General features: G+C 35.8%; 14 protein-coding genes. 1 reads left to right on the top strand and 13 read right to left on the bottom strand.

Annotated features, from left to right (window positions below):
- Positions 1-78 precede the first annotated feature (78 nt).
- Positions 79-1416, top strand: coding sequence for an alpha/beta fold hydrolase (locus tag AR334_RS01105; protein ID WP_066304022.1), 1338 nt, complete (start codon positions 79-81; stop codon positions 1414-1416).
- 275 nt (positions 1417-1691) lie between these two features.
- Here the strand turns inward: AR334_RS01105 and AR334_RS01100 are convergent, their stop codons facing one another.
- From AR334_RS01100 to AR334_RS01040, 13 genes are all read right to left on the bottom strand, one after another.
- Positions 1692-3317 (bottom strand): AMP-binding protein, encoded by a 1626-nt coding sequence (locus AR334_RS01100; RefSeq protein ID WP_066304020.1) that lies wholly within the window; start codon positions 3315-3317, stop codon positions 1692-1694.
- 376 nt (positions 3318-3693) lie between these two features.
- Positions 3694-4740 carry a restriction endonuclease gene (locus AR334_RS01095; RefSeq protein ID WP_066304019.1) on the bottom strand — a complete coding sequence of 349 codons (1047 nt, stop codon included), beginning with the start codon at positions 4738-4740 and terminating at the stop codon, positions 3694-3696.
- On the bottom strand, positions 4727-6832 hold the full coding sequence (locus AR334_RS29805; protein ID WP_066304016.1) for an AAA family ATPase: 2106 nt from the start codon (positions 6830-6832) through the stop codon (positions 4727-4729). Before AR334_RS29805 ends, AR334_RS01095 begins: the two co-directional genes overlap by 14 nt.
- A 717-nt stretch (positions 6833-7549) precedes the next feature.
- Complete coding sequence (locus AR334_RS01080) at positions 7550-7885, bottom strand: hypothetical protein (protein ID WP_066304009.1); 336 nt, start codon at positions 7883-7885, stop codon at positions 7550-7552.
- 94 nt (positions 7886-7979) lie between these two features.
- The gene (locus AR334_RS01075; RefSeq protein WP_066304007.1) at positions 7980-9701 is read right to left on the bottom strand and encodes a hypothetical protein; all 1722 of its coding nucleotides are present in this window, start codon (positions 9699-9701) and stop codon (positions 7980-7982) included.
- Entirely contained in the window at positions 9691-10614 is a 924-nt protein-coding gene (locus AR334_RS01070; protein ID WP_066304005.1) for a hypothetical protein, read from the bottom strand. The genes AR334_RS01075 and AR334_RS01070 overlap by 11 nt, the downstream gene beginning before the upstream one ends.
- A 2-nt stretch (positions 10615-10616) precedes the next feature.
- Positions 10617-10883 carry a hypothetical protein gene (locus AR334_RS01065; RefSeq protein ID WP_066304002.1) on the bottom strand — a complete coding sequence of 89 codons (267 nt, stop codon included), beginning with the start codon at positions 10881-10883 and terminating at the stop codon, positions 10617-10619.
- 899 nt (positions 10884-11782) lie between these two features.
- Complete coding sequence (locus AR334_RS01060) at positions 11783-12475, bottom strand: hypothetical protein (RefSeq protein WP_253701145.1); 693 nt, start codon at positions 12473-12475, stop codon at positions 11783-11785.
- 53 nt (positions 12476-12528) lie between these two features.
- On the bottom strand, positions 12529-12855 hold the full coding sequence (locus AR334_RS30230) for a hypothetical protein (RefSeq protein WP_253701144.1): 327 nt from the start codon (positions 12853-12855) through the stop codon (positions 12529-12531).
- 396 nt (positions 12856-13251) lie between these two features.
- Positions 13252-15930: a hypothetical protein gene (locus tag AR334_RS01055; protein WP_066303999.1), complete on the bottom strand. Its 2679-nt coding sequence runs from the start codon at positions 15928-15930 to the stop codon at positions 13252-13254.
- A gap of 24 nt (positions 15931-15954) precedes the next feature.
- Positions 15955-19329 (bottom strand): hypothetical protein, encoded by a 3375-nt coding sequence (locus tag AR334_RS01050; protein WP_066303997.1) that lies wholly within the window; start codon positions 19327-19329, stop codon positions 15955-15957.
- Between the two features lies 1 nt (position 19330).
- Complete coding sequence (locus tag AR334_RS01045) at positions 19331-20446, bottom strand: hypothetical protein (protein ID WP_066303995.1); 1116 nt, start codon at positions 20444-20446, stop codon at positions 19331-19333.
- A gap of 372 nt (positions 20447-20818) precedes the next feature.
- Positions 20819-21085, bottom strand: coding sequence for a helix-turn-helix domain-containing protein (locus AR334_RS01040; protein ID WP_066303993.1), 267 nt, complete (start codon positions 21083-21085; stop codon positions 20819-20821).
- Positions 21086-21626 lie beyond the last annotated feature (541 nt).

Raw genomic sequence — 21626 nt, 5'->3', positions numbered from 1 at the left:
AGGGAGGGAAGAATTTAGTAGAATTTATCAACTGCTGAAATTGTGTGGAAAAAATTGTTGAACGAGGAGGAAGATGATTTGAAATCGAAAATTTTTAAAGTTTTGGGAATTAGTATTGTTGTAGTCTTGCTTCTATCCATGATGACCGGTTTTTCAAAACGAGATTCTACATATGATATTAGGCCAATTGTTTTTGTCCACGGCTTTTTTGGATCGGCTAATCAGTTTGAATCTCAAGCAATGCGCTTTTCGAGTAACGGTTATCCTGACAACTATCTGGCTGCATTTGAGTATGATTCATCTACTGCTAGTATAACACCAGCCGAATCCAGATTTACAAGACTGGATGCATTGATCAATCAACTTCTGAAAGAAACGGGAGCTGATAAGATTGATTTAATGGGCCATTCTCTCGGGACAACGGAAATGACCAACTATCTAAACAGCTCACCAGAAAGAGCGAGAAAGGTAGCACATTATGTGAATATTGATGGTGTAGCTGGAAAAGCTCTTCCGGGAGGCGTCCCGACTTTGGCCATCTGGGCCGAATTGGGGACACCAGGTCGAACATTTGTAGGTGCGGAAAACGTGACATTAGCTGGTCAATCTCATGTGCAAGCGGCTACCTCGCCTGAAGCTTTTGCCCATATGTTTAAATTCTTTACCGGAAAAGAACCGAAAACAACGCAAATTGTGGCGGAACCGCGCGGTCAGGTAAGACTTTCAGGGAAAGCCTTGATTTTCCCACAAAACACGGCTCCGGAAAAGGCTACATTGGAAATTTATAAGGTGAACAACAAGACAGGAGAGAGGGAAAAGAAGAAGCCGGAAGCCGTCTTTACGATTGCAGCAGATGGGTCCTGGGGGCCTTTTAAAGCTAAGGGTGGAGACAACTATGAATTTGTGATCATCCGTGACGGTGTTGCAAACCATCATTTGTTCTTTGAAAAATTTATCCGGAGCGATCATTTCGTTCGTTTACTGACCTCTCCGCCAGAAGGTGGGGTCACTTCATCAATGGATACCAGCGACCATCATACAAACTTAAGCATTAACAGAAGCAAAGAGTTTTTCGGCGACCAGGGTGCCAACAATGACATTTTAAAAATCAATGGCACGAACATTGTGAACACCGGGAATTCCGCAGCTAGCCTACGAACCATCAACTATTTTGTCTATGATGAAGGTGCTGACAAAGTCAATCATTTGAATGTTCCGACCAAAGCGTTCGCGGGATTGCCATTCTTAAAAGGAGTAGATATGTATATCCCCGGAGCCACCCCACCGAACAGTACCGTTACAGTTGAATTGCAGTCCAGAGGCAGCAATGGGAAGAAGCAAGTTATCAATCTTCCTAACTGGGCTTCATCTAAACTCAGAAGTGTGACCGTTCAATTTAAAGATTATGTGCAATAAGAAATAGATTGGAGTACCTAGGAATATTGGTGCCTGACCCACTGGCTTTGCATCGGTTGAAAAATAATACAATAAATAAGTTAATAAAAAGTATTTATGGAACATAAAAAACTCCTATTGCAGAAGTTAACATGTAACATTAAAAAAATAAACCTAAAACAAGGGTCAGATACCAATCGCGTTAAGGTTTTGCGAACTGGGGGTCTGACCCTATGGCCATTATTTTTAACGCGGCTGCTCCCTGCAAAGCACCAAGGAATTTCTATAATTTCTACTTAACTACGTAAAAGAAAACGTTGGATTTTACCACTTGGTGTTTTGGGTAAGGCATCAACGAATTCGATCATACGAGGATATTCATGAGCAGATAAATTACTTTTTACATACTGCTGAATGTCCTTTTCTAGTTCCTTACTAGGAACATAACTTGTTTTTAGGACAATATATGCTTTCACTACCTCGCCACGACGTTCATCCGGTACGCCAATGACGGCCGTTTCCGCCACTGCTACATGCTCCATTATGGCACTTTCCACTTCAAACGGACCGATACGGTAACCGGCACTTGAGATGATATCGTCATTTCGTCCAGAAAAATAGAAATAACCATTTTCATCATAACTAGAATCGTCGCCCGTTAAATAATATCGTGAACCATACAGATAACGTTCTGCTGTTTTCTCCTCGTTTTGATAGTAGCCTCTAAACCAAAAAAGTGGAGACTGCTCTCTATCAATACTAATTTGACCTTCGATATTTGGTCCTGCTTCGACACCATGATCATCTAGTATGGTAATTTTAAATCCTGGCATTGGTTGTCCCATCGTACCCGGTTTATAGGTGCTTTGTAAGTCAGGATGATGGTGATTATTGATGACCATACCCTGCTCTGTTTGCCCGTAATGATCATAGATCGGTAGACCCAAATAATTTTCGGCCCATTTGATCACATCACGATTTAAAGGTTCTCCCGCACTGGATAAAACACGGAGTTGTAACTTTCCTTTTAAACTACTATCGATTCCCTCCGCTCGCATCGAACGATATGCTGTAGGTGCCGCTGCAAAATTCGTCACTTTATATTCTTGGAATACTCGTAATGTATTTTCGACATTGAAAGGTGCATTGTAGACGATAAATGTTTCACCAAGAAGGAGAGGCCCGATAACTGCATAATATAAACCGTATGCCCACCCTGGGTCAGCAATATTCCAAAATACGTCCCCTTCCCTTAGATCTAACCCAAATCGCATATAGGCTTCAAAGGCAGCAAGAGCATATACAGGGACTTGCACACCTTTTGGATGTCCCGTAGTTCCTGAAGTATAAAGAATAATGAATAAATCATCCTTGGTGACGACTTCGTTTCGCTCTAATGGTTCTGTATTTTCGAATGTTGACCAATAATCCAGATCTCCATCCACTGGATTTGCATTGACAGTAATCACTTTTATTTTGTTTGTATCAATGGCGTCCATCCCTGCTGTGGTACCTTTTAGCTTTGGACGATTATTTGAATCCGTAATAATGAGTTCAGCACCGCTGTTTTCCACACGATAAAAGATGGCTTGGGGACCAAAGGCTGTGAAAAGTGGGACATGGACAGCTCCTAACCGCCAAATTGCTAAGACGGAAACAATCAATTCGGGGCCTTTTGGCAATAAAACCGCCACACGGCTTCCTTTTTTAACTCCTAAAGATTTTAATACATTTGCAAAAATGATAGAGTCGTTCTTTAACTCACCATATGTATAGCGACGCTTTATTCCGTTTGCATTTTCATAATAAAAAGCAATTTTATTTTCATCATGGCGGTCACAAAGTAATTTAGTTACTGAAGAAATTGGTTCCTGATATTGCTGAATAAAATGCTTCACTTGATCGTTGATAGGATTGCTCATTTTCTTTCCCCTCCACAGAATATAATCAGATTTATGCGTAATTATCAAAAAATTAGGTATACTGGAAAAATTCTTCACTTTAGTAAGGAATTCCTTCTTAAAAATACAAGTGTAATTGATTTAGTTACTTTTGCCAGAGTAAGATTCATTCCACAAAAATATCATTAAAATTAACCCAAAATGCAAAAAAAGCGTTCAATAATCATTTTTGAAGCAAAAGTAAGCGTTCTTAGTTTAAAATGACATTCAAAATTAATTTTTGGTGATTCGATTAAAACTGCTTTTCCCGATAGAACGAGTAACAATAGAAAAAATCCCCCGAATTATGATAATGATTCGAGGGGTTTTCGTATATAGATAAAGCGAATTTATAAAACTATACAAAAAATTGATTGGCATATGCTAATAAGTTTTCCTTTATGCCGCTAAAATCTTGTTGTAAGTCAAGAGATACAACAAAAATTTGATTACCTTTAATGTGATAAATATGGTTAGGTTGATTTAATGAGGTTGTTTTCGCATAAAGTAACATACCTGCAACCGTTTCACCCGGCTCTTTTTTCCAGTTATTTATATATGTAAATATTTGATAAAGGTTACCTGATTTTTGTTTTGCAGCTCCACCTTCAAATCTTGCTACCATATTCTCAGAATAAAATTTGGCATCCACAATCAATATTTTTTTATCTTTTTTAAGTACAAGGTCTGTTTGCATAATCGGTAATGCATCTCCGAATCCATCATCAACACTCCACTGAATTTGAGGATGGGATACATTATACTTCGTTTCACGTTTAAAAAATGCATAGATGAACTTTTCATATAAAGACGATAATCTTTGTTCGTCCTGAACTTCTTTCATCATTTGAGATGTAGAGCTTTCATCAAATAATAACTGCTCATAAAGATATCTACACACGTCTACAATAAATTGATAGCGAATGTTTTGGCGGTTATATCTAACGTTTTTCCATAGCTTCAAATCTAGCTCTACATCTGATACCTCTGTAAAATAAGGCAGCAAACCGTAAAATAATCTACGCTTTTTTTTGCTTATGTTATTTGAGCGCGATATGTAAACAAGTGTCGCTTTTATAATTTGATTCAACAATATATTTTCAGAGAACTCATCATAAACCACTGCAACTTTCTTATTTACCAACGCATTTTTCTTTATTGTAGAATTGATATCAATTTTCCCCTTAATAACATTGGAAGTCTCTTCAACACTTATATAATCTTTACTTAATCCTCCGCGAATCAAAACAGGTATACCAATCGATAAAATTTCTGTGTAAAGCTCTTTGACGTTCTCAAACTTTTCTGTTCCGATTTGTTTATACTCGGAAAGGTTTAGCGTTTGATATGCATAGGAAAGCATATAGTATATATTACGAATTGGAATATTTTTATTTCTCTCCATCGTAATAACCTCTTAGTCGTTCCGCCCAATCGTTTGCTTTCTGTTCATCATCAAACCAATACTCGAATAATTGTGGGATAATTTCATATTCGATTACTTCCTCTATACGATTAGCAGTATCTACTTTATAAGCATCACCTACAAAATAGCTATGCCCAATTTGAAAGCCTGTCCCAAGCTCTTCAACAATTTGATTATTTAAGATTTTAATTTCATCAATGATCCGATTTAAAGCTTCTGGATCATTTACTCCGTTTACATATGACTTAAATGTCTCATTTTGAAACGCCGGTTTAATTTCAAAAAACGAAAATCTTCTTCTAAGTGCGTAGTCTAACAAAGCTAAGCTTCTATCCGCCGTATTCATCATTCCAATGATGTATAAATTCGGTGGCACAGAAAATTTATCATTAGAATAAAGGAGATTGATTTGCACGCCTCGCTTATCAGCTTCGATAAGCATCATTAATTCCCCCAATATTTTACTCATATTCCCCCGATTAATTTCATCAATAATAAAGAAGTAATCTCGTTCTGGATCCCGTGCTGCTTTTCTAGCAAACTTCACAAACGGACCTTGTTTCAGTTCAAAGCCATCTCCTTCAGCTTTTGGACGGAAGCCTTCAATAAAGTCCTCATAACTATAGCTTTGGTGGAACTGAACCATATGGACACGCGTTTCATCTTTTTCTTCCATCATTACATACGCTAAACGTTTAGCAATAAATGTTTTACCTACTCCCGGTGCACCTTTCAAAATAAGATTTTTTTTATTTTCAAGTAGAGAAATTAGACGTACAAGCTCCTTCTTTTCGATAAAAACTTCGGAAAGAAACTCTTCCATTGTATAGGGTTCATTATCTTGTACAATAGGTTTAGATTCAATAAAACGAATGTAGTAGTCAATTGAACTTCCCGAAACACCTTTATATTTATTGTAGGATTCATCGGATAAAACGACATCCTTCAACTGCTTTAATTGTTCAATATCTGTTTCACCAAAAATTGTAGCATCATAATGGCGCTCTATATCCTTTAATGCATTTACTTTTTGTGTAACTGTGTTATCATTCAAGCTAACCCCTGTATCAGTAACTTGATTGGATAACCAATTTCGAAATTCATTTACTTCAGTAATTTTTGGATCGATAAAATCTTCATTCATTACTTGTTCAATTTCTTGAATAAGGTTTGGATAAGGATTTAGACTTGTTAATGTTTTTTGAGCAAAAGTCTGATGTAGTTCCCATTTTCCAACTTGAAGCCAATCTACTTTTCTTCTATGTTTATACTCTAATGCATCATCATCGTAGTAGTAATCTCCTGTAACAACACCGCGTGCGAGGATTTTCTTAATCCCTTCTTTCACATATACAATGTCGCCTGTTTGAATTTCACGGTAGAAATCCCACACAGCCTTTGTATCATTGACAGGGCGCACCCCATCCGCTCTTTGCTCAGCTATTTTTCGTTCAACAGCTTCTTTTGAATCATAGTTTTTTAAATCCCCTAAATAGTCCCAACCAATTGCAATCAAATTTTCTACATGGAACCGATCCCATAATCTTGAATATTCACCTGGTGAAATTACCCAATAATTAATGCTGTTATCAATTTCATCTTCTTGATTCGCAATTTTCTTCTCTTTTTTAGGATAAGTTAAAGTAGGATTTTCATCATAATATAAAAATATTAAATATGATCGCAATAAAACGCCCCAGTCAGGTATCCCACCTAAATTATTAGGCTTACTTCTTACTCCACGATTATATTCATCTTCTGCATATCTTTTTCTAAATTGAATTCTTGTCGTGCCAAACCTCTCTGGATATCGAGGTATACTTTTACCAGTTACTAATCTCTCAATATCCTCATCACTTTGTTCCGTGATTTGTTGGTAGATTTTTTTATATTCCGAATATGATCGATACTCAAAGAAATTTGCCTTATATCCGCTAGCTAATTCAAACTTTTCTAACAGATATCCAAGTTTTTCAAGATATGGTGTGTACCATATACCTGTTTTTTCACCTAAATTTTCCGTAACCCAAGCTTTATATTTTTCTTTTTGTTTATTCACAAATTCATTCATGGCGCACCTCCAAAAAGAACTTTTCACCTTAAATTATAACACTGTGCTACGTTAATAATGGACTTACCTCCCATTTTGGTCCTCTAGTATATTCTAGATGATAATATGCTCGGAACAAATCGTTTTAGAGGAAATCCTTATATTCATTAACTTATTATAAACCCTAATATTACCTTTCTTTATAGTCGATATTCAGAAAACGCAGGGGAATCTTTTAAGAAAAACTAATATGTAATTTGTATTCCTCAAGGACTCTTGAAAAATTATAATACAATTCGACCCTGCGATTTTGCGAAAGTTCTCCTAGGTATTCCTCAATTTGTCTCCAAAAAGTCCTATCTTGATATTCATAAACAGCGCAAAACACCATAAATACGGAAAGAGATTCCTTGAACAAATAACTAAAACTCTGATTCATCCCTTTACCATATAAAATCTTGATCGCTGCTGCCAAGTGATTAAAATCCTTCTCAGACAAAGGTAAATCACAAGCGATACCATTAACTTTCAGTAATTTCGGGGTAGCAGAAACAATTTCTTGAAATAAAAAAAGAGCCAACTATTCATAGAATAATTAACTCTTTCAATAAAGATATCCGAGAAACATTTGTAATACAAGATTTATCGAGTAGTGACTATGCACCGGAGTTATTCTGAACGATTTATTGTAGTACTTTTACTTGAATCTATTTTTCCTTTCCTCATACATCGCTCTGCTCACCGTTTTTTGCTAATATCCTCGTAGATCTCGAACATTTCATCAGCTTCTAAATCTGTATTAGCTATTGAAGTAATTTCCGTTATAGAGAATTTGGATTCGATTGCCCAAAGGATAATTTTCATTTGATCTGCATCAAAACTTGGATTGGCATAAAGCTTGATCTGCTCGATAGGATAGCCCTGTTCTATACCCCAACGGATTCTTTCCATTTGTTCCTCATCAAAATGAGGCCGTGCAAAGACATCGATTTCATCGGTTGTTAGCCCATGCTTTTTACCAAGCTTTATTTGTACTAATTGTGAATCTGAAAAATGCCCTTGATCCTTACACATTACGCTCACCTACCTACTATTTAACATGGCCAAAAACCATAATATAAAAATAAAAACTGCGATACCTATAATGATTATCAACGATGTTTCCTCCTTAATTTGCAATACCTATATACTTCTCCCATTCCTTATCAAAATCGATTTTCATATTGAAGATGCGATTAATGTTCTCTAAGTCTTCTTTAACAGAATCAGAATAGAGATTCATTAGCATAAAACGTTCTTCCATTGTAGCAATTTCATCTGCCACTTGATTCAAGATACTATCTATTTCAGTATTAGTTTCAGTTTCTAAAGTGGCAATGGCAGAATCATACTTATGGCTCGTTTCAACAAATATTTTTTCGATATTTGCCATCATAAAACCATATCTTACATTAAAAAGATCCGCCTTCTGTAGTATCAGCATCACCAAATTCGTTGTTAATACAATTGCAAGCATCTCAATAGCTTCCACTAAAAAGGATGGAATTGAAAATTGTTTCTCCAGATACTCCATTAAAATAATAACAACAGTATTTGCTATGGTAACTGACATCAAATTAAAAATACTATCCGCTTTTTGAGCTGGTGTTGCATTTTTGTCAAATAGAATTTTGACAGAATCCACGAGAGCTAGAACTAAATCCTTCACTAGATTCATAATGCGCTTTATTGTATCTTTGACAATAGTTAGTAAGATATCAAAAAATGTTTTTAGGAGCTTTTTAATAGAGTTTCCGGCAAAGTTGGCTAGAATATGTTTCAGTTTTGATGACACATACTTAATAATACGTTTTCCTGCTTTTTTTATCTCATGAAAAAAGCTTTCTAACGCTACAGAGCCATTGCCTAAAATCGTTTTGACTTCATAGACAAGTGGCGGTAGGGCATAGTAGATTAATTGACCGGTCATAATTTTCCCCATCGACATCGTGGTTTCGAGGACTGCATCACCACCAACTTTTTTATAGTTTGTGTATTTTAATGCTGTCATACTTTCAACATTTCCAATATGACGATAGTTTCTCTCAAGTTCCTTCTTTACTTGCTTTGGAACTTTTCCATCTTCGTTTATATAGCCTTTATCGAGAAGCACCTTTTTCGTGTCTGGTGAGGCGTTCTCCCACTTTTTAATTGTTTCTTCAACGTTGGCAGCAGTACCCTTGGACTGATTGGCACGTTCATTGATCCATTGCATATTATCCTCGGAATTATATATCTTTTTAATTTCTTCCACATAAGCCTGATCCAAATAATTGGAATTGTAGGAAGCATCTTTTACTGCCCGAACATGATCACCTTGAATTGTTTCTTTTCGTTCCGAATGACCGGTTAAATCATCGTTCATGAAATCACTATCAGCATTTATTTCACCGTACTTATAGTCAGAACGGGAAGAGTATTTCTTACCGGTTTTATCATAGTACGGTTCGTTTTTATTACGGGGTCCCTCGAATACCTTTTTAGTGGCATCTGCATTACGTTTATTGATGTTTTTTAACGTTGATGAAAATTCCAGATCATCGTTGTAATTCATGACTTCCTTTTGGTATTCGGTATTTCCTTGAAGAGGATCATATTCATCTTTATAATCAAACGATGTGATTCGTTTCGCTAATTGATCTACTGTGATGTATAAATCTCCCATATCAAAATACTTGCGGACAACTTGTCCAGAAATATCTCGTGCACATGAGGTGACTAGCTGTGTCCCGATATTCGTGGATAACAATTCTTTCATATTTGTATTCATTTGTGTCATAATATTTAGGTATATCTTCTTTTCTTTTTCAGCTAGACTATTTCTAAGTAGTACGACTTTTTTAAGCTCCATGTCTATACTCCTTCATCATGTTAATTGATAATTCTTTTTCTTGTTTAACTAGAACACTTTTTTGATCTTCAAGCTGCTTAAAATCGATATTCGTTGTTTCTTCATTTAGCAATTTTGTAAGAATCGGAGTGTTATAGATTTTTTTACATAAAATAAAAAATAAAAAGGAGTTCTTAACGAATCGATAATGTCGATCATAAATGGTCCCTTGTAGTAAACTAATATCCTTGTTCATTGGCGTATCCGATGGATTTTGATGAACTAGAATCATATTCTTAATGGATTCAGCCTCAAGCATTGCTTCAACCAATTCCATTTCAGGAAGGATCTTCTTTTCGATCGTTTGGTCAATCATTGCGATTGTAGAGTAGTATAAAACACCAATTTTTTTATCCGTATTTATCCGTTGTTGTTTAAAATCAATTCGCTTTTCACGGCTTTTGATTTCCATTTGAAATTCATTCAATTCTTCTTTCATTGAGGAGTTTTGACGTCTAGTCTCAGACCGTACACCAAAGATGGTTTTGAAGAACGTTTTAGTGAAGACATCATCCTTACTCCAATCAATATCTTTAATATAACTATCTGTGGATTCGAAAGCTTTTGTAGGGATGTCTACAATTTCTTTTTGTTTTTCATCTGCAAAGGTAATTGTACTTTCAATATTCCCGAATTTAACTAAAAAATCGAAAAGATTTTCAATTTTTACTTTTACCTTATCTGTTCTAAAGTTGTTCAGTTGTTGAATGCCTCGATTAAAGTCTTCAATCAATCTGTTTAATAAAGCGATCTTAGTATGAACCGTTTCCTTATGTTCCGAATGTACATCCTTAAATTCTTCTACTAACGCTCGCCTGTCCGCTTCTCCAGTAAAAGATTGTACCTTACTTGATGCCCAATCTAAAAAGCCCACCTTTACACCTCCTTATAGTAGATAAACTCTTGATGTCGACTATTATCTTTACATGCAATAATTACACCGTCTTTCACTAAAAACTCAAAGCGATTATCCTTTTTAATAATAAATTCCCCTGTATTGCCAGTAGCCACATACTGTCCATTTTTATTACTAAAATTCACCTTAACCGTTTCCATAGGAACTTGCTTAATCGTTTTATTTTTGATTGTAAAAATAATCATGAATAAAAGAATAAAAACTAAAATCAAAGCAACTAACAACATATAACAATTCCCCCTTTTTGCAGGAGAATGGTTCTCCTGCTGTTTTTCCGAGTAAAGTTTTTGCAGGAAATCCGTCCCACTGCTCATAAAGCACCTTATGACAGTTTTATAAGTCTTTTACTGTTTGTTTTTTTGCTTCATTTCCAGCATGGTTTTTTTCTTTACTTGTCATACCAGATAATAAGATAAGTCCATTGGAATAAATCAGTGAAAGGAATGCCAAATTCTGTATATGACGTAAATCTATTTTCCTAAACAATATTTTTCACAGGATCCCTCTTTTAGGCACACACGTAGCATCTGCTATTTCAAATATCTCTGGCGATATATGTAGATGCACCTCCAAGATCCAAAATAGTGTAAATATCCCCTTTTTTCTTACTTTCATATTTGTTAATTCCTCTTTTTCATTAGGACATTATGAAAAATCCCCCAAATATACATTGAATTCGAACTAGGAAATAATATCTACGTTTTATTTTAATACATATTAAAACAAAAACAAGAAAGTTTTCGCTTTCGCATTTGGCAGTTTTACTGCTCTCGTTCAAGCATGTGACAGTTATTTTCTACTAAGATGGGACTTAAATCATAGTTCCCTTAGGAGTTATTCTCTCAATCCAAAAGAGCTCCAATGAAAATTTTATACTTTACACATATTCTAATAGTTTTAAGAAATTTACACTAACCAAATTTGGTAAAACTGAATTGATTTTTCCAAATGAATTAATATGCCATGGGCAGTTAAATCTTGTAAGCGGTACTGTCAATTTTAGTAATTTCGGGATAGCAGCAACAATTATTTAAAACAAAAAGAGCTAACTATTCTTAGAATAATTAACTCTTTAATAAGTGATATTTATGAAACATTTTTGTGAAATAAATTTATCGGATAGTGACTAGGTAATTGTGTTGATCGTTATGACCATAATCATCTTCTTCCTACAATTCAGCAGTAGATTCCCTTGCCTGCTGTTCCATATATTCTTCACGAATCTGAGATAACGACTTGCCGCTATCTTTATGAATGGCAACACATATGTCTGTACACTAGACCAGCCATAGATATCCCTTAACCATGCTTGCATAGATTGTTCCTTAGCATCTACCATGATATTTCCATTAGGTAGAAGCATTCCTTCATCGCCTCGATCTTTAGCGATAATAATGTCACCGGCTTTGACCACTCCCCAATTAAGCATCGCATCTATCTTAGGTAGTGTCCGTCGAGTACCGCCTTTATTTCTTTTTACCGGTGAAGGTAAGGTTTTATCCATTAGATTTACATAGTAATCAGCATAATTTGCTACAGGCAAAAGTTTTTCAGCATGTAAATAAATAATGCCGTCAACCTTATATGGGGTAAGCTTAATGCAACTCATATCTACACGATTATTAATTAGCCAGGACACTGCGGATAATGTCTGTTCATCAAAGTCTGAAGCAATCAAAATAATCTTCTGCTTTTTATTAAAGCTATTTTCTGCCTCGTTGACTTTCAAAAATTCATTCAACTTTCGGATGCCGAGCTCATAGGAGGTCAGTTCGCCAAGTTCAAATTCACTGCGGTGTTTATCGATATCAAGGAGCATACACTTTTTTCACAAGATCGTCCGGGCTCTCTATAGTAGCATAGCTGGCAGCGTTATCGAATCGCTTGAAATTCAAAAGCCTCTTTCCTTCCCTCAATGTCCTTTCGATCACGTTTAATTTCGATCAATACGATATTCCCGTTATTATCAATGGCAGTTAAGTCACTTCGGCCATTCTTTTCATTCTTGACTTGTTGACCTACAATAAGCATCGATTCCTCATCATCACATAACATATCAATGCTGCACCGTATGATTTCTTCCATATCACTTTCTTGCATGCCAAGATCTGAAAAAGTGACTGGCTCTATTTTTTCGGCTTTCTTTCCCTTTAAAATATACATATTGAACCCCTCATATTGATTTAAATCATCACCCATCAGTTTGGTCATTCATTAAATATTTTAAAATAAAAAAGTTATTTAGTTATCTATTCAGGAAAGACCAGGAGTTTTTTGTCAGCTCAAAATGTCCTAATGTTACTGGTATAAGTGTCCTTAATCTGCTTCTGAATCTTGAACAATTTAAAATAAAAAGCACCCTAGGCATTAAAATGGGGGGTTGTTTTGATCGAGACACTATTAATTTTTCTGTTCTCCCTTTTCATCAAAACACTCTTATAGGGACATCAGATTCGTCAATTACCGGACAGGCAATAACGTCAACTTTCTGACAAATTAGTTTAGCAAACACAACTCTATCGTTCTTAGACAAAAGTAGGGCGGTGCTAGGCACCACCCTTCATCCTGAGATCCTAATCTACGAAGAAAATTCCCTTATTTTTTTATTAACGGGTTTAAACCAAATAGGTTTTTAAATGTATTTTGCAAAATATGAAGCGGGTAGGGAACGCTCAAATAGGAAGCATAAGTTAATGAAATATTTCGTAAGCGATGGATTTCTTCAATAATAGACCAATTGTTAGCCGTTGTTTTTATTTTGAGTGCCGTTCGATTAAGGTAAGCCTTATTGGCCAGTTGGCTGTTTAAATGCACAGGGATTTGATGTGTTATTGGTTTGGGTGGGACTGAAAAATAATAATCCTCGTCTTTTGTTAAGAATGGTCCGAACATCGCTTCTTCATGCTTTTCCCTGGCAATATAAGGATTTTTATATTTGCTCGGTGACAGTAACCCTATTTCAAAGCTAATCTGCTGATGATTATACTCATGATGTAGCTGTTCATACGTATCCTTCTGTAAATAATCCAAAAACACCACCGAACCTGGCTCAACATAATCCTTTATGAATGTAAAAAACTTGGCTTCCGTAGCAATAAATTGTTCCATTTGTGCGGTGATGCCAAGAGTCTTCATTGCCTCGCCATATTCATACCATCCTTCCTGCCTCGTAAACTTATAAAATATCTTGCCATTTTCGAACTTTGATAGAGCATACACATATTGCGGTTTTTTATCTTTAACTTTAAACTCAAATTTATCGGCAAAATAAACTGGGCAAACAGGACTTTTTGCAACATGAATCATTTGATTTGTAAATCCTTCTTTTTCGAAAATCTTATAAAACGTCATCCTCACCTTTTGCTTCATTTCATCTTGCACTTTCATAAATTTACTTTTCAATTTTTCTAGTTCATTTTTAGTTTTTTCTGATGAGTTTAGTACATACTCATCATTCAATCTACTCATTTTATTGATAATGTTCTTTAAGTAAGCGACATCAATATTATGAGAAACAAAACCTTTTTCCAATAGGGCAAATTTTACCGCGGCTTTCGGATCAATGGATTTATTTTTATAATTTGGCATATCGATGATAAAATAGCTATTTTCAGACACATCAAAAGTCAGCTCTTTAATTACATCGATTCGATCCAGTGTACTGGAAAGATAGCCTTGTAATCGATCAAGACTTTTTGAATAAGGGATTAACTTATCCGTAAAATGGACAATAAGTTGGAAGTCCCCTTTTCCTGGAAATTCCTGATCTTTATATAAATAGGTTAATGTCCCCTTTTCCTCTTTTACGAAGGAAACAATATACCGGTGAACCGTTGTCCGAAATTCTGCAAATTTCCCATTCATCATTTTGAGTTCACCGTTTTTATCCAAGGCAGGCTTGGTAATCTCCTCAATAGCCGCCTTAACTATCGGGATGGCAAGGTCTTGACTATCCGTTGCAACCACTACTTCCAGTTTTTGTTTCACATAGAAATCTGGACGGTCTTTTTTTATACTCCCACCTTGGATGAGGGCATTTTCAACATAAATAGGCGGTTTGATGGCTTCCACTCGTTTATATGGTAGCAGTGATGAAACATGATTAAAGATATGTTGGTGTTCGTTTAAACTAAGTCCCGATTTAGCATTATGAGTCCTCCCCATATCTTCCAATTGATAGGGTATAAACACCCCGTCGTTTAAAAAGCTGATTTTATCGTTATATTCTTGTTCTTCCCCATGGAACCTGGAAGGCTGTTCAAAAACGTCATGATAATCCGGCAACCTAATGCTGGTATTAAGGCGTAGGTAAGACCGGGTCATTTTCCCGAAAAAGATTACTGGCTTTTCGTTTTCCGCATCCCATTTTACCGGTACTCTTATCATTTTCCGACGGTGGCGATTGTTGATGATTACATAGGATGTACGTTGTTTCACACCCTCACCCGACGGATTCGGATGAAAGCTATACTTTCCTTGGTCGTCCACCAACTTTGCCATGATGAATCTTGTCTTTTCTAAGTAGAAATTAATACGCTTTTGATTGTACGTATTGTCTACAATCATTTTAATCCGATATGCTATCGTTATTTTTCTCTTTCCTTGTTTAATTATGATAGGATTCGATAATAAAGAAAAATTAGTGTCATTATGGTCTGGCAGCCATTCGGTTGGGAGCACAATGGAGGTTACACTTTGATGCCGAGTATAGTGTATTTCCGGAAGATTTTCCTTAAGCCAATCATAATGGGAATAAATGATTTCATTTCCGATAAAAGGAATGATCACCCGGTCAAAGTCCTGAGAATAATATAGATCCATTAGAGCTTTCTTTTCATAGTTCAAACAATTTGGCGGCAATTCAAACTTCTCTATAATCTCCGAAAATCCATTGAGCCAATCCTCAACAATGGTCAATATTCCCTCGATCACTTCATCCTTTTCCTCCTCGCTGAAATCGGCAGGGAGGAAGAGCCAGTAGCGATTGCCGTGAATAACATCCCAATCGAAATAAATCCCAAGGATTTCCGGATAAAAATAAAGAAGCACTGCTCGTAGATTAGATGGGTAAAAAGGAATATTTTGATCATCAGCATAAGTAACGAACAAATTGGATAGTTTCGACGGCATCTTACATGCGATTACCTGTTTTTGCCTGAAATCTTCGGGAATCAATTGTAATGCATGAATGGCCGCAATTTCGTCTTTATTTTCCTTTAAAGTCATTGGCAGCTGTTCAATGACTTCACTAATAAGCGATTTACTATGAGACATGAACGGATTCTCCTCCATTTTCGTTTATTTTTTCTGGGCTAAAAGCAGGTCTTGAAGCGCCAAATATAAGTCATGGTAAAGCTCCTTTGTTTCTTTCGACTGACTGTTTTCCAACATGAAAAGCCAGTCATGCAGTAAAGATTTGGTCATGGCTCCTTTATCTGAGGTCGGCATCCAACTGGCATCAGCCAGTAAGATTCTGGCATCCGTTTCCCCTCTTTGGGCGCGGCCGATGGTTTGCCTTACGTCCTTCATTACATACCAAGAAATTGGATAGCGGTATTCATCCTCCAGCCTTGAAAATGTTTTATCAACAGAAAGTAATTTTTTCATTAATAGTAAGGAATGTCGCTTTAAAGCCAAAGCCCCCTTCCCTAATACCTGCTGATTCTTAACAAGATTTCTAATATAGGGATAAGAGGAACCGCTCATCACTTTGATCATATCATCAAGCTGACCAGGAGGCGGTAACGGGCGGACCAGGAAAATAACCGTTCCAAAGAAAGATTTGCTACTTCCCTTTTGTAAAATGTTTAAACCTGTACTAATTGGTTTCATTGGTGCGAGAAGAATTCTCGAGCCAAATCCGGCAAATTGCTCAATCAAATTTAACGGAATTTGATTTTCTTTCAATCTGCTGTTATTCCGTGCCAACGAATAAATGGCATGGTTGGGCATATGGCGATTTAATTCCATATGAACGACATTGGCTTGTTCATATGAATTGGTAATAAGCAATACTCCCCGGCCGATATCGCTTCCCCTTCGCTGATTCCAAAAGACTAATTCCTTCATAATTATGGATGGCAAATCGCCCATGGCCATTTTCTTCAACGCCTGCTTTTTTTCTTCGTCACGCAGTCCGGAAACAGAAATTGGTGTATTATTTTCATCATTACAGATAGCAAATTCGATGGTAAATTTACTTTTTTGATTTTCCGATACGGTACTGCTTATGATATAATCCACTTCTTTCTCGATATGAAAATGCGGGGAATACGGTGCAACACTAGTTCCTGACAACAAAACAACTGCAGGTCCTTCAATCCCATCAATATCTCGGTAAACGCGGGAAAATTGTAACAATAATTCTCTTCCAACTCCCCTATATTCATATAGGGAGAACGTCCCTATCTCTTCACTTTCTCCCACTTTATATTGATACTGGAAGCTCCGTTCAGTGAGCGGTTCTGGCATAAAAGGTATATACTTTTTAATAAAGTCAAATCTTTTTTCAATTTCATGTTCATCATGTAGCGGAAGCGATCCAATAAGGTTTATAAGCATCATATAAAGATGATCAAACTGAATTAAAAAGACAGTAAACATAAAAAGGGCTGTGTGATTCATTGAAAGATCCTTTTTTAATGGCATCTTTAAGATATTGCTCATTTTATCAATCAACTCAGCTACAAGCTGATGCATATGTTTTGACCTTAAATCAATTGCAGTGAATTTTTGAAGTTTAATACTACTGAATCTTCTGAAAAACGATTCGATAGGCTCCCTCAAATCAGCTTCTTCTTCCGCGATTTCCAAAATGGCTTCTTGAAATCGTTCACTATCCTCACCATTCACAACCAATTTTTCCGCCATTTCGCTGACCATTTCAAAAATTGTAAACGACCTGTTTTTTAATGAATGGCGAAGGAAGCTGCTATCCAATAAGAGCCCGATTATATTTTTCACCATTATGGTAGCATTTCTGGTATGTTCAATAAAAAGGTTGACATCAGTATTGTTTGCATGTCGGTGGCTTAGTTCTAATTCGTTTTTTATTGTTAAAATTTCTTTTTCGAAGGTTGAGTCAAGCTGTCCAAAAATATCGTTATGTGTAACAGGGAGGATGTCCATTCTTTCTTGGGAACTGTCTCCTTCATCCACGAATAGTAAATCTAAATATCGATTTGCAATTTCAGCATAAGACATGTTCATATCATTAAAAATGGGTAGGGGCCTTGATTTAAACAAGGAATCAATCGTGCCGATCCATACGTCTGCTTGTAGTAATGCCCGATCCCTTGTTCCCGCTCCGCAAATTGGATAAAAAGGACAACTCCGTTTTTGCTTTTTGCCGTCAATAGTTATGATTAAATTTGTACAAGGAAAATGGCCTTCCTCCCTAATCCCAGCTAGCGTATTGAGAATACAGTCATTTGAAAAATATGTATATTCCTGCTGTTTAACTAATTCAGATAAAGGCTGCCGGAGGAAATCCCCGCTCACTTTACTATGTAGACTCGTTATTTCTGTTCCCAAGTGTTCAAGGATACTAGTTTTCCCAATAATGGGAGCTGCAAAGATTCCATGCGATTGGAGCCTGTTTACTTGCTGAAACACATCTTGGACTTTAGTTAAAACTACGCCACTTTTTGCCCCATATGTTCGGACCCTGGCTAATTCTAACTCAATAAAGGTATTTTTCCCTGAACCTGTTTTCCCAATGATATGGAGTAACGGCTTGTATTGAAACAAAGACGGTTCTGTCCCATTTATTGCATTAATCTGAAAGCTTTTTCGTGAAACAAGGTAATCTCTTCCGGTTTTCCCATATTTGCTCCGCTGTAGATGAAGGAAATTAGCTGCTTCCATATAGGGATCGGATTTCATATCAACACTTAATTCGGACAACTCTACTTTGCGCCGGTTTTCACTTCTAGAAAACTGCATTTGCTCCAAGCAGTTGTCTAAAACCGCTGAGACTGTTTGTTGGCCATCGGGATTATTCATGGCAAGCATGTTTTGAACTACAGGCGATCTTTCTTTTATGGAGTCCCAAAGATGGGCGGGGATGGCATTAATCACCATCTCTTTATTTCTTATTTTAAGGGTAATAGGACCGTCTTCTGCCTGAAAAACGGGCGGAAGTTCTTGCCTTTGATGTTGATGAAATATAGGCTCAAAAAATAAGTCAAAAAATAAAAAACGATAGCGGGCACAGTTGGTTATTTCGATTTTCATAGTATTTACTCTGTTATCAAACACTACAGTGAAATTACGCCTTTCTTCAGACACCAACATATACAGTTCAAGGGCTTCTCGAAGTTGGAAGAGTGTATACTTGCCTTTAAAATGCAAACTTATAATATCGATTATATATCTTTTGCTATCCTCAAATGGGATTAGGTCTAATTGTTTGTATAGAATCGACCAGAGATCTTCGATTAAGAACGATGATTGTTTAAAGCAAATATAAAAACCATACATGAGCGACTCCATTTCGTAAACCGGCTGATAGGTTTGCCAAAGATCATTTTTGGATGATAGCTCTTCAAGCAAAGTGACATATTCTTCTTCCTCCTCACTTGACTGCAAACTAGAAGTGTCCAATTTTGAATTATAATTGGCTTCAATCTCCTTTTTTAAACTATTTTTTACTTTAATAAAACTGGGCCGCACATTACAGCCCCCCTTCTAATCTTTCTATATGGTGTATAAAGCTTTTTGTAGAATAAACACGATAGTGGATGATTCCATTTTCTTTAAGTTTCAGGTTCACTATTTTCACATAATTATTTTGGTTCCGCTTATTTGTTACGACGATATAGGGACTCTTTATCTTTCCGGCATTTGCTAGCAGGTAACGGATGAGATTGTTGGGAGATTTATAGTCTTTGACATCAATAAAATATTGGTTCTTTTTCGTATAAACTGCGATATCCCCCTGCTGTTCGATTTTTGGATAACGCACCAGTCTTTCAACCACTGACTGCTCCAGGAGTTGATGATACACATCCCTTTCTGCCAGAGTAGGAATCGTGGTGGATCTCTGTATTTGCGCTTTTAACCGAATATCCCATTCTTTTGGTAATGCCCTAATGGTAAAAGTGTTAAAAGACGATTTACAATCAGTTCGGACACAACGAATGGTGTCATTCATTGTTCGTTCCGCTGTCCAGCCGCAATGCTGACATACATAAAACTCTTTATCAGCCGGGATGTGTTCGTAGCATTCAACCATATACTTGGTTAATAGCGGGTCAATCTCTTTAAATTTTTTGATTTCAAGATTTCTTTTCCTTTCCGAATGACCCGGATGATCGGATAGATAGTCACGTATTTCCTCATATACCTTTTGCCAAAAGGGATAATTATCTTCTTGCTCCGCCTTGTTTATACAATAGTTTAATATTTTTACAATCGGCTCAGAGACAATTTCATGATATGAATTTTCCTCTAGCAGCTCTAAAATGTCCTCATTTAATCCTGTCCTAGTTGTAATAATTGCCAAGTTGGTAGGAATACCCTCTGCCTCCAAGGCGTCTAGCTCCTGATTATCGAAGTAACCCCAAGTCTCAATTGGTGTTGTAAACAACGCCAGAAATTCAATGATGTTCAATGGAAAAGTCTTCATAGTCGATTTCGAAAACATATCAGATTGAACCGTTTTGTAGAAATCATAGAACCGAGCATCATGCACAGCAGGAACAATCCTACGAATATCCTTATTTATAATCTGCAAATGCTCAAAGATATAAAATATCTTTTCCTTTGGTGTCATATCAAGTAAGACCATGTTATTCACCCGCCTTATCAATTAGATAGTTCCGAATGCGGAACCTTTTGATGAAAATCATAATTGGAAATCTATGTGTTGTCAACAACTTTTTTCCAATAATAAAAGTTTTCAAACGATATAGTCCGAAAGGTCTATGCGCATTTTGGCGATTACCTCCTGAAAAAAAATGTACTTGATTTCGAATTTAAGTTTTACAAAAAAAGGAAAAACATAATCAAATAAATGATTATGTTTTTCAAATTTAGAATATAAAATTTTCACATTAATATATTTGAAGTCTACAGTCAATGATTAATAATTTAATAAATGAATAAAGAATAGTCGATTGGTTGTTTTCCTTTCTTATTCATAATTAAAATAAGGAATTTGTTAGGAACTTTTCTTTTGAATGATAAGTTCCAAATCTAAGTAGTCTAAAATTTTAATTAATGTTTGGATATTATAATTTTCCCCATGAAGTACTCTTGAAACTTGAGCTGGTCCCATTCCATTAATATGTTTCGCTGTTTTCTTTATTGAGAGTCCATTCTCTTGAATTCTTTCCTGAATTATTTTGGAAATATTTAATTTAACTTCATCTATTTTTTCATATTCATCCGAAACCATTAAAAAATCTTTCAAACTCTTCTCATTCACTTTCATCTCTCCTTTCATTCTTAATTCTATAACTTCATAAACTTAGCTCTACTCAAATAGGGTTGGGTTTACAAGAGGAATGTGATATATTCCTCCTGTATCTCCCTTTACCTTTGTTCCTAAATTTCTAGTTTTTCAATTTGAAATGTCTCTGAATTCGTTTGGAATGTTATTAACAAGTTTCCGGACTTGCTGTTTATTTGATATGTTGTTTTTCCACTTCCTATTGAACATATCATTTCTCCTCCTAATAACGAATTATTTTGGATTCCAAAGATACTTAACCTTTTAAAGAAAGTATACAACCTTTCTTTTTGAGATTTTGATAGATTAAGAGACATCATTTGAAAAATAACTTCTTCTAGAAAAGTGAGGTTAGGAAGATCTTTGAACATCCTAATCATTTAATCACCTCATTATTTTGTTCTGAGCAGACTAAGTTTCACCTCGATTCTTTTATTTGATGATTATCATATCATAAATTTAGTAAATAATTAACAAGCTATCTTCCCATTCTTTAACTAAGTAGTTATAGACGTTA

Source organism: Bacillus sp. FJAT-29814 (assembly GCF_001510715.1).
In the GTDB taxonomy this organism is placed as follows: Bacteria; Bacillota; Bacilli; order Bacillales; family Cytobacillaceae; genus Neobacillus.
This window is presented reverse-complemented; position numbering and strand designations above follow the sequence as displayed.